At 55.3% G+C, this 11,014-nt stretch carries 11 protein-coding genes; all 11 read right to left on the bottom strand.

The features are described 5' to 3' along the window. Positions 1–92 precede the first annotated feature (92 nt). The gene (gene recA, locus B9Y55_RS07070; RefSeq protein WP_085544662.1) at positions 93–1,262 is read right to left on the bottom strand and encodes a recombinase RecA; all 1,170 of its coding nucleotides are present in this window, start codon (positions 1,260–1,262) and stop codon (positions 93–95) included. A 4-nt stretch (positions 1,263–1,266) separates the two neighbouring features. Continuing rightward, positions 1,267–1,764, bottom strand: coding sequence for a CinA family protein (locus B9Y55_RS07065; protein ID WP_085544661.1), 498 nt, complete (start codon positions 1,762–1,764; stop codon positions 1,267–1,269). 2 nt (positions 1,765–1,766) lie between these two features. Then, positions 1,767–2,237: a phosphatidylglycerophosphatase A family protein gene (locus B9Y55_RS07060; protein ID WP_085544660.1), complete on the bottom strand. Its 471-nt coding sequence runs from the start codon at positions 2,235–2,237 to the stop codon at positions 1,767–1,769. Further along, positions 2,234–3,520 carry a 30S ribosomal protein S12 methylthiotransferase RimO gene (rimO, locus tag B9Y55_RS07055; RefSeq protein ID WP_085544659.1) on the bottom strand — a complete coding sequence of 429 codons (1,287 nt, stop codon included), beginning with the start codon at positions 3,518–3,520 and terminating at the stop codon, positions 2,234–2,236. Before rimO ends, B9Y55_RS07060 begins: the two co-directional genes overlap by 4 nt. Continuing rightward, positions 3,520–4,773 carry a helix-turn-helix domain-containing protein gene (locus B9Y55_RS07050; RefSeq protein WP_085544658.1) on the bottom strand — a complete coding sequence of 418 codons (1,254 nt, stop codon included), beginning with the start codon at positions 4,771–4,773 and terminating at the stop codon, positions 3,520–3,522. Before B9Y55_RS07050 ends, rimO begins: the two co-directional genes overlap by 1 nt. A gap of 2 nt (positions 4,774–4,775) precedes the next feature. Continuing rightward, a complete protein-coding gene (gene rpe, locus B9Y55_RS07045; RefSeq protein ID WP_085544657.1) occupies positions 4,776–5,468 on the bottom strand; it encodes a ribulose-phosphate 3-epimerase in 693 nt (230 codons plus the stop codon). Then, complete coding sequence (locus tag B9Y55_RS07040) at positions 5,447–6,655, bottom strand: PASTA domain-containing protein (protein ID WP_085544656.1); 1,209 nt, start codon at positions 6,653–6,655, stop codon at positions 5,447–5,449. The genes rpe and B9Y55_RS07040 overlap by 22 nt, the downstream gene beginning before the upstream one ends. Continuing rightward, positions 6,652–8,049: an RsmB/NOP family class I SAM-dependent RNA methyltransferase gene (locus B9Y55_RS07035; RefSeq protein WP_085544655.1), complete on the bottom strand. Its 1,398-nt coding sequence runs from the start codon at positions 8,047–8,049 to the stop codon at positions 6,652–6,654. The genes B9Y55_RS07040 and B9Y55_RS07035 overlap by 4 nt, the downstream gene beginning before the upstream one ends. Then, a complete protein-coding gene (locus B9Y55_RS07030; RefSeq protein ID WP_085544654.1) occupies positions 8,049–8,735 on the bottom strand; it encodes a DUF6391 domain-containing protein in 687 nt (228 codons plus the stop codon). The genes B9Y55_RS07035 and B9Y55_RS07030 overlap by 1 nt, the downstream gene beginning before the upstream one ends. A gap of 358 nt (positions 8,736–9,093) precedes the next feature. Then, a complete protein-coding gene (locus B9Y55_RS07025) occupies positions 9,094–9,789 on the bottom strand; it encodes a zinc metallopeptidase (protein ID WP_085544653.1) in 696 nt (231 codons plus the stop codon). A gap of 71 nt (positions 9,790–9,860) precedes the next feature. After that, the gene (locus tag B9Y55_RS07020; protein WP_085544652.1) at positions 9,861–11,003 is read right to left on the bottom strand and encodes a DegT/DnrJ/EryC1/StrS family aminotransferase; all 1,143 of its coding nucleotides are present in this window, start codon (positions 11,001–11,003) and stop codon (positions 9,861–9,863) included. Between the last annotated feature and the right edge of the window lie 11 nt (positions 11,004–11,014).

Genomic DNA, 11,014 nt, shown 5'->3' with positions numbered 1-11,014 from the left:
CCTCCGTTACAGCGGCCTTGCGGCCACCGCTCTCAGCGGCGCAGGAGGAATAATACCACAGGCTACCTGTTTCGGTCAAGCACTTTTTTGAGCTAAAAATCCTCGTCCTGGGCTTTCTCCTCAACATCGGCGTTATCCACGCTATCATCGTCGTCTATAGCTAGATCCATAATCTCTTCGTCCACGTCTATGACGTTTGGAAGATCGTCTTTTTCAACCTGATCCTCGTCCTCTCCCAGAACGAAGCCCAATCCCTTGGCGGCCTCGTCGAGAACAGCTTTAACGATCTCGTCGTGAAGATCCGGGTGTTCCTCCAGATAGGTGGCGACTTTATCCTTGCCTTGGCCTAAAGTCTCACCTTTGTAGGCCAGCCAGGAGCCTTTTTTCTTTATGACTCCAGCATCGATAGCCATATCGACGGTGGACATAAGTCGGGGGATGCCTTTACCGTACACCAGCGTAGCGTGGGCGGTTCTGAAGGGAGGGGCCTGTTTGTTTTTAACCACCTTTATCCACAGCTCGTGACCGATGGTATCGTCCCCTTTGGTGAGGGATTTGCCTCTTTTTACCTCTACCCTCACGGAGGTGTAGAACTTCAGTGCTCGTCCACCGGTGGTGGTCTCCGATGGGCCTCTGCTGTACCCTGTGGAGATCGTCGCCCTCAGCTGGTTTATGAAGATAACCACACAGTTGCTCTTGGAGATAGCGGAGGTGAGCCGTCTAAGTCCATAGGACATAAGTCTGGCCTGGAGTCCTACCTGGGTATCGCCAATCTTACCGTCGATCTCCGCCTGAGGGGTAAGAGCGGCCACCGAGTCCACTACAACTATATCCACCGCACCGCTTCTGACCAAGGTCTCCAGGATATAGAGGGCCTGTTCCCCGCTGTCGGGCTGAGATATATAGAGCTCCGATACGTTTACCCCTAGAGAGTGGGCAAGCCTGGGGTCCAGTGCGTGCTCGGCGTCGATAAAGGCGGCGACACCGCCGGCCTTCTGGGCCTCCGCTAGGGCGTGAAGGGCCAAAGTCGTCTTTCCCGATCCCTCCGGGCCAAAGACCTCAACTATTCGACCTCTCGGAAATCCACCGATACCCAGGGCGACGTCTAAGGGCAGGATCCCCGTGGGGATAACCTCCACCGCTGTCATAGACCCCTCCCCCAGTCGCATGATCGATCCGTCGCCGAACTTGCTCCTTATGTCGTCGATGGCCAAACCCAGAATATCGTCTCTGGTCATAGCTTTCTTTTTTGCTGCTGCCATATCTTTAGCCTCCCGATTCGCTGATCTCCTGAAAAATAGACATAAGAGCCTTCTTGACCGTACCGTCCCTTACGTCCTTTCTTCCTCCCGAAAACAGGTGATGAAAAGCCTTCACCTCTACGTCTTTCACAGCCAGACCAAACCAGACCAACCCGACAGGTTTTTCGTCGGACCCTCCATCAGGGCCAGCTATGCCCGTAACCGAAAGGGCCATATCGGCGCCGAAAAGCTCAAGAGCCCCCTTCGCCATAGCCTCAGCGCATTCTCGGCTAACAGCTCCGTGTCGATCTATAACCGATTCAGGAACCGAAAGAACGGAGATCTTGGCCTGGTTTGAGTAGGTCCCAGCGGTTCCGAGAAAGAAGGACGAGCTGCCGGGGATCTCGGTTATCGCCCCTCCTATAAGCCCTCCGGTGCAGGACTCCGCCAGAGCCAAGGTTAAGCCTTTAAGGTCAAAGGCCCTCTTTATGAGGAAAACCAGATCTGCCTTAGAGTTATCCATCGCTATATAACCGACATAAACGATGGGGTCTGTCCCATAAACATCCACCTGATGCCCCATAGGATGACGTTCGCCACTATTCCCGCCGCCACGTCGTCGGCCATGATCCCCAGCCCTCCAGGGAGTTTTCCCGCAATAGAGACGGGGAAGGGTTTTATCAGGCCGAAGACCCTGAACAAAAACAGAGAGGGGACCGCAAGACCTAAAGAGATAGGGGTGACGTGGCCTATCATAGCGACCCAGACCCCTGTGACGTGGTCTATCACCGCCCCATCGGGCTTACCATCACAGGCCCATACCCCTAAGGGGAAGGTCAGTGCGATAGCGACAACCAGGGTTAAGGTAGAGCAAAAGGGCAGCATGGCAAAGCAGGCCACAGCGGAAACCAAGGTCCCGGGCATAGAGGACACTTTTCCCAACCCCATCAGCGTCGCTACCGATATTTTCAAACCTCCCCGATCGCCTACGGTCATCGAAGGATCTCCCCAAAGAGATCGTACTCCGAGGCGTCCGATATGGACACCTTCACTATCTGTCCTGGGGTTACACCTTCAGCATCGGAGATCGCCACAAGGCCGTCTATCTCGGGAGCATCCCGGAAAGACCGCCCCCATCTGGTGCCGTCCTCTTCGTCTACGTCCTCGACCAGAACGTCCATAACCTTGCCGACAAAGCTCCTCTGCCTTGAGAGGGATATCTCCTGCTGAAGCTCCATCAGCTCGGCGTACCTGCCGTCTTTTATCTCCTGAGGAACCTGATCCTCCATAAGGGCGGCAGGGGTGCCCTCTTCGGCGCAGTAGGTGAAGGCCCCCAATCGGTCAAACCGGACGTCCTCGACGAAATCAAGCAAAGATTGAAAGCTCTCCTCGGTCTCTCCGGGGAAACCGACCATCAAGGTGGTCCTGAAGGCGAAATCGGGATACATCTCTCTGCCGATTTTGAACAGCTCCCTTATGTGAGCCTCCACAGGAGGCCTGTTCATCGCCCTGAGTATCCGGTCGTCCACGTGTTGGACAGGCACGTCCAACCAGGGAACTATCCTGGGGCTTCCCAGAACCCTCTCCAACAGAGCTCTGTCCACTCTGGAGGGATGGAGATAGAAAAGCCTAATCCAGAGGTCCTCGGGCAACGCATCCTCGAGCATATCCAGAAGCAGAGGCAAAGAGGGCTTTCCCTTTAGATCCAGTCCATAGACCGTAAGGTCCTGGCCGACCAAACAGAGTTCCTTGGCCCCCTCCTCTACCATAGCAACCGCCTCTTGGACCAGATCCTCCGGCGATCTGCTTTTCAGTGGTCCTCTTATCGACGGTATCGTACAGAAGGAACACCGGGTGTTGCATCCCTCTCCCACCTTAAGATACCTTGTCCAGGGAGAGGAGGAGAGAAGCTTCCTTCCCGAGGATCGGGAGCCGAGATCCATAGCCTGGGCCAGGGCCTGCCATTTTTCCGCCTCAGCCCAGTAATCCACCGAGGGAAACTCTTTTTTGAGATCCTCTCCGTATCGGTTTACCATACACCCGACCACAGCGATGGACCTTATCGCCCCCTGTTCCTTCATCCTCTCCAGATCCAAAATCACGTCGATGCTTTCCTCCACCGCAGGCTGAATAAACCCGCAGGTGTTGACCAACACCACGTCCGCCTGTTGGACGTCCTGGACCAGCCTCCAGCGGGAGGGGTCGAGCCATCCCGCTAAGGCCTCGCTGTCGACGGAGTTTTTAGGACATCCCAGAGTTATGATGTGAAGGTTGTTCATTATCTAGGAGCGGCCTTTACGGACCCATCGACACCGTAGATTGTCCTAGCGACCTGGCCTGGGGTTCCTGAATAGCCGACTTCCTTGCCGTCCACGGTCACCGATATGGCAGAAGGGTTTCCGAAAACCACGTGAATCGGCTCCGAGAGCTCCATAGATGCCTCGTTGCCTCTTTTCAGGGTTCCCGCATAGTGGGTCTTGTTCCCGGAGGTGGCCTTTAACCAACAATCACCTTTTACCGCCTTTATGACCATAACCGATGGGCCTGCCTTTTCCTCCTCTACCGGAGGTTCCTCTATAGCCTCTTCAGGCAGAGGAGCCTGGGCCCAGAGGGCTTCCGCATCCTGAGGGGATATGGCGGAATAGTCTCCCTTCGATGTATACAGGAAATGGACAGGGCCAGGACCCTCGGTAGAGGGGTCTATATTGCTGCCGTTCCACTGTACCTTCAAGGTCTCCGGCCTGCCGTATATAACGTGGATACGGCCGTCGGCCTCGACCTTGGCTTCCTGACCGGCCTTCAGGGTTCCGCCGAAGATTCTCTCTCCCTCTTTGGTTATCCTTATCCACGAGTCTTTAGCGGCGGCTATCACCAGCACAGGTTTACCGTTGTCTCCGGAGGCTGGAAGATCAGCCAGTTGAGGCACCGCCATCGCTACATCCTGGTCCTCCGAGGCTGCCAGACGGAGGGCCTCGGCGGCCAACCTTTCCTCCTCCTCTTTGGCTTTTTGCTCCTTTAACTTTTGAGCTATCTCCATCTGTTCTTCCTGGATCCTCTCGACCTCCCCTTTAAGGACGTCTTTGTTGGACCATATGTACCATCCAGATGCGGCGATTACCGACAGTAGAAGGACAAAGACCGTCTTTCTGGATCCCTTTCTGAAACCCTTCGTAGGAGGGGTAAAATCCCCTAGAGGGGGGGGCGTAGAGGGGTCAGGGTCGACTTTAGAGGCGCTGTCTTTGAGTATACCGTCGTAGTAGGGCCACAGATCCATCATGTTCAGGGACTCAAGATAGCACTTTACGAAGCCCCTTTTGTAGACGTTTCCGTGGAAGCCCTCCATCGTGCCTAACTCTATGCTTTCCAGATATGCCTGGCGGATTTTGGTCTTGTCGGCCATATAGTCCACCGTAAGCCCCTTAGCCTCTCTTTCCTCCCTGATTATGGCACCGAGGGACTGAAGGGAAACCTCTCCTTCAAGGCCGTATCTTTCAGAGGTCGTCACGTCAATGTCGTCTATCGAATACTTCATTATTAACTATCCCCCGCAATTTTTTTTCGAATTTCTTCCAGGGTTTTCCCAGGATCCTCGGTGCCGAAGACGGCACTTCCCATAACCACTACGTCAGCACCGCCTTGGGCTACCTCAAGGACGTTGGAGGGCCCCAATCCGCCGTCGACCTCCACCAGGAAGGAGAGGTTATGAACTGCCCTGAATCGACATAGATCGGTGACTTTTGACATAACCTCCCGCAGGAAGGATTGTCCCCCAAATCCGGGGTTTACCGACATCACCAGGACCACATCCACCATGTGGAGCACCGGAAAGAGCGACTCCACCGGAGTTCCAGGATTAAGGACGACTCCGGGCCTTACCCCTCTTTCCCTGATCCTGCCGAGAACCCTGTGAAGGTGGGCGGTGGCCTCTACGTGAACGGTCAGAAAATCGGGGTCCGAGTCCAAAAAGGACTCTATAAAGGCCTCCGGTGGCTCGACCATGAGGTGGACATCGAGGATCTCCTGGGGATACCTCTTTCTGAGGGCCTTCACCAAAGCGGGCCCGTAGGATAGGTTAGGGACAAAATGTCCGTCCATAACATCCACGTGGAGCCAATCGTGCTGTCCCTTTAAGGAAGCTATACTGGTGGCCATCTCCAGCGGATCGGCGGAAAGAAGGGATGGGGCGATTAAAAGCTCTTTTCGATCTAGCGATATCTGTCTTGCCATACAAACTCTCCTCCAAGGTATATAGTCACCGCCGCCTCCCCGTTATAGGGAGCGTCCAGTGATACGTACTCTCCTCCGGAGACCTCTTTGTTGACCAGGACTCTGGCTCCGGCTTTGTCTATTATCTCGATCTTCAAAGCCAGGGGTTTGGTAATAGGTGGGACCTGATACCTTACCTTGGCGGTCTTTCCTGGAGCGACGGGCTTTGCCGGAACCGGAGCTAGCTCCGGCGTGGAACTAGGCTGATCCTGAGAAGCTAAAACCGGCGAATCGACGGATGTCTCCTGATTCGAAACCCCGGGAGGCGAAGCCGTTCCAGGATTGACCACTACGACCCTGGCCCCACCGGTGGACTGCTGGATCGGTTCAGGGGAAACAGGGGCGGTCTGAGGTCCTGGATCGGCGGCGGATCCGGGCAAAACCACGGTAGGGGCGGGATCTCTGACCGGCTGAGATGCCGCAGGAGCGCTTCCTGTCTGCTTCATAGTGGACACCTTAACGGTCACCGCGGATCCGGGATTGACCTTATTGCCCGCCCTGGGAACCATGGAAATAGCCATTCCCGGAGGCGATGCCTGAGTGTATACGTACTCCACCGAGACGGAGAGACCGCTTTCCGCAACCAGCTTACGGGCGGACTCCTCGTCTTTGCCTAGCACATCCGGGACGGTTATGTGCCCTCTTTGATCCCTTTCAGGCCCAAGGCTGACCAGCAGACTGACGGGCCTCGACCTGCTCAACATGACGGGAGCGGCGGGATTTTGGGCTATGACCATTCCAGCGGGCTTTTGGTTCTGCACCCTTATTACGTCCCCTAAGACGAAGTCCATCTGGCCTAGCTTGGAAGTCGCCATGGAGAACTCCAAGCCCCGAAGGTCGGGCAATGCCTTTCTGTACCCTCCTTTGCTGACCTTAAGGATGAGGATCTTCTCGGTACGGATTTTTACCCCCGCCTGAGGCCATTGGGCTATGACGGTGCCTCTGGTCTCCAAAGAGTCCTCCTGATCCACCCTGACCCTAAGCCCCATACGTTCCGCCTGGGAGACGGCATCCAGGACGGAGGTCCCCACCATAGGAGGTACGGTCACCGACTCGCCACCTAGAAAAACCGAGTAAAAAACCATTCCAGCCGATCCAAGGATAGCCAGCAAGACGAGGATCAAGCTTAGACGAACGACTTTTTTCACCGCCCAACACCTCCTTCGTCCTTGACGGCGAGAAGGGCCATGTAGAACCCATCGGACCAGGGAGAGTCGGGCCAGAGGTAATGTCCCCAAGGTCTGCCCTTCCTGGAGATCGAGGAGATAGAGGAAGGAGGATCGAGCTCCAATAGGCCAGGACGGTCGGACATAACCCTTGCTACAACCTGCTCGTTTTCCTCCCGGAAAAGGCTACAGGTACCGTAGAGCACCGTCCCTCCAGGACCGGCAAGGTCTACAGCCCTTTTCAGCAACCGAACCTGGGTTCCGCTGTATTCGACTAGATCCTCCTGGGTGAACCTCCACTTGGCTTCAGGATGCCGTCTCCATGTCCCGCTTCCTGAACAAGGGGCGTCAAGTATAACGGTACGAGGTTTTACCGAAGGGGATAGATTCAGGGCGTCGCCTACGGCAAAGCATATCCTCTCGCCTATACCGAGTCTGACCATCTCTTTTTTAGCGGCTCCTATCCTGGGACCGGAGAGATCCCAGGCCTCTACATCCGAATCGGGGTACATCTGGGCCAGCTGCCCTGTCTTGACCCCTCGCCCCGCACACATATCGAGGAAAGGGCCGACAGCGGAGCCTCTCAGGTTCTCCAAAAAGGCCATAGACGACTCGCTCTGTGGGGTTATCTCTCCCGATTCGAATCCAGGCAGGGCGGTCGGGAGGGCGGTTCGGTGAAGACGTATCGCCCCAGCGGATACAGGGGAAGGGTCAGCGCTATATCCACTTTCGAGAAGTCTCTCGATAAGCCCATCTCTATCCACCTCAGGAGAGAGCCTCAAAGAGAGGGATACCGGCTGTGACTGTAGCTCCACCAGCGCCCTGCCTTCCTCCCTTCCAAAACAATTTTCCCAGGCTCTAGCGACCCACAGAGGGGTTCCTGTCCTCATAGCCACATCGGCGAAGGCGTGGCTGTTTTCGATCTCCGAGAGGATCTCCCCGCCTCCCTCTACTATGCGGCGAAGCACGGCGTTTACCACCTTAGCCCCTCTTTCGTCCCTCACTTTAGTCCACTCTACCAGCGCGTTTACCAGGACCTTAGGCTCAAAGGTCCTAAGCTCGAGGGCTCCGGCGGCACCTATCATGAGGGCGTCTTTAACCGCAGGGGGGACACCGGTGCCGGTCTTTAAAAAACGGCCTACGATCTCACGCCATAGGGATTCTCTCCGAACCAGGGAGTAAACCAAGGTAGCCGTCAAAGGACGATCTCTGTTGGAGACTTTCTCCGACACCCGCCTCAGGCTTTCGCTGGCAAAAGCCCCTTTTCTGACGTCCTGCCACACCTCCAGAGCCGCCTCTATGCCCCTAAGGGGCCTGGTACCCCCTCGAGGTGGCCTGGAAGGCCGCCCGCTTTTTTCTTTTTTCTCAAAAACCATTAAATTACCTCCGCCTCTATAACGCCACGTTCTTCCTGAACGGACACATATACCATGTCAGACATGATAACCGAAAATCCCCCAACCTGCCTTACTCCAGATTTAAGTTCTACCCCTGAGATAGACAGGGATTCGACGTCGCTGTCGGTGGTCAGCCACCGCTGGACAAAGGGCAGGAGGATAGGACCTGAGACGTAGCTCAACAAAAGCCCTAAAGACAGGGAAAAAAGCCCAAGGTGGCCGGAAAGAGCCAGGGCTCCGAGGAAAATGACCGAAATACACAGGTTCGTCGCTACAAGGGTAGCCCCACACCTGGGGAATACCGCCAGTTCCCTGTGCCCCGACTTCAGGAGCTCTAAAGCCTCCCTAGACGACTCCAGAACCGTCGACGGATCGCAACCGCACCGGAGGGAGAAACCGTATCTGTCCGCTTCCCCAGGTGAAGCGACATAACCTCTTCTGGCGAGGACGTGGCAGGTCCCATGCTCCAGAGCGTGGACTTTTTTTATCCTAGAGTCGAAAAAAAGCGACGTGATCCGCGACGGTCTGGCGAGGACCGATAAAAGTGGCCCTGCGGCAAAACCAAGGGGTATCAGGGCCAGAAGGAATATCCCTAAGACTAAAAAAAACACCAAGCCTATCCAGGGAACGAAAAAAAGAAGCAACAGAAGCAACAGTATAGGCATACCGAGTTCTCCTCTCTTAATACACGTAAAAGGTGGCCTCTCCTGAGGAGGGCCACCCTATCTTAGTATAGCCTGTACCGGATGAAAAGGCTTTCCTTTCGGCCTTAGAGAACCTCTAGAAAGTCACCTTCGAGTCCCCTCGGAGAGATCGTCCCGCCTACGCCCTGTTTCGCCCAATCATATACTCGACCTGCCTGTTTCGTACGAACCGCCTCGGAGGGCACGTCCTGTGCCCCCTCGGCTTGGGGCGACATCCTGTCGCCCCATTCGTTCTACACGACGGCAGGTCGAGTATACGGGCTCAAATGGGCTACGTCGGAACGATCTCTCCGAGGATTAGAGCTTCTAGAGATACCCTTTAGTCGTCGCCACCGACCATGTTTCTAAGGGCCAAAAGCCTTATCAACTGAGCTGCCGCCATCACCGTCGCAGAGACGTAGGTCCAGGCCGCAGCGTTGAGGACCTTCCTCGCACCGACTATCTCGTCGGAAGCCAACATACCGGTTCCCTCCAGAACCCTCAGGGCCCTCGAGCTGGCGTCAAGCTCTACAGGCAAGGTCACCACATGGAACACCAGGACTCCCAGAAAGAGGACTATACCCAGGTTCATGAGCATCTGGCCTTTGAAAAGCAGACCGATGAAAAACAGAGGGAAAGCCGCCGTAGAACCTATGTTCACCACCGGAACTATGGCGTTTCTGATCTGGAGAGGCATATAGCCCTCCTGATGCTGCATAGCGTGGCCAACCTCGTGAGCCGCTACTCCGATGGCGGCGATACTGGTGCTTCCGTAGACCGACTCGGACAGGCTAAGGCTTCTGTCTCTCGGGTCGTAGTGGTCCGTAAGGCTTCCAGAGATGGCCCTGACAGGGACATCGGATAGCCCAAAACGACCTAAAAGAGCCTGGGCCACGTCGGAGCCGGAGACCCCCTTTCGGGAACCTACCTGGCTGTACTGGGCAAAAGTCGACTTAACCCTCGACTGGGCCCAGAAAGCCAGAATCAAAGCGGGTATCAGGAACATCATCGTTGGATCGAAAAAGAAGGGAAACATTCCCTCACCTCCAATGTCTTTTTGTCCCTATATACTACCTCAAAACAGACTAAAATACACCGGTATTTTTACTAATTTTTGCCGTAGAACCTGGCTATCGTGGAAACCACCCATTCCTGTTCGTCCGCCTCGAGCTCAGGGAATATAGGAAGAGCTATGGACTGCCTACTGAGCTTCTCCGAGACAGGACAATCGCCCTCTCCGTAACCGAGGAAGGAGAAACATCTCTGAAGGTGAAGAGGCACAGGGTAGTAGACCCGAGAGGTGATACCCTCTTTTCCTAAAAAATCCACCAGACCATCTCTGTCGCCCTGAACCCTGGGGACGTACTGGTGATAGATGTGGTAGTTACCCTCATCCTCCGAAGGAGGGGTGACCAAGTCCAGAAGATCGTTCTCCGCGAACAGGAGCTTATATCTGTCCGCCGCGGCCCTGCGCTCCTCATTCCAGCGATCCAGGTGGCGAAGCTTAACCCTGAGGATAGCGGCCTGAATAGCGTCAAGACGGCTATTGAGACCGACCTCATCGTGATAGTAGGTCGTCCCTGCACCGTGGACCCTGAGCTTGGCCAGCCTGTCGGCCAGGGCCTGATCTCTGGATACCACCATTCCACCGTCTCCACAGCATCCCAGGTTTTTCGTCGGGAAGAAGGAGAAACAGCCCATGACACCGTAGGAACCGGAGCGGACGGGAGCACCGTCGATCTCCCTCCAGGAGCCGAAGGACTGAGCGCAATCCTCTATTATGGCGATACCTTTGCCCTCCAGCTCGGATCTCATTTTCTCAAGATGGACCATCTGTCCGAAAAGGTGTACGGGAATAAAGGCCTTCGTCCTCTCGGTCACCTTCGAAAGTACCGACTCGGCGGTTACGTTATAGCTATCCCCGTCTATATCGGCAAAAACAGGGGTCGCTCCAAGCCTTGTTATGCAGCTGACGGTGGCGAAAAAGGAGTAAGGGGTGGTTATAACCTCATCTCCAGGCTTGAGGTCGAGGGCCATCAGGGCCAGGAGAAGGGCATCGCTGCCGGAGGCACATCCTATAGCCCTCGGGACCTCCAGATAGCGCTCTACGTCCGACTCAAAAGCGGACAGAGTAGGTCCCATTATGAAATACTGGCTCTCAAAGACCTCTTTTACAGCTACGTCGATTTCGTCCTTTATTCTGGCGTAACCTCTTTTAAGGTCCAATGTGGGAAGGGTTCTCTTGGTCATTTAATATCCTC

Origin of the sequence: Dethiosulfovibrio salsuginis (genome assembly GCF_900177735.1) — a bacterium.
Classification (GTDB): domain Bacteria; phylum Synergistota; class Synergistia; order Synergistales; family Dethiosulfovibrionaceae; genus Dethiosulfovibrio; species Dethiosulfovibrio salsuginis.
The sequence above is the reverse complement of the archived record's forward strand: the minus strand, read 5'-3'. Positions and strand labels throughout refer to the sequence as shown.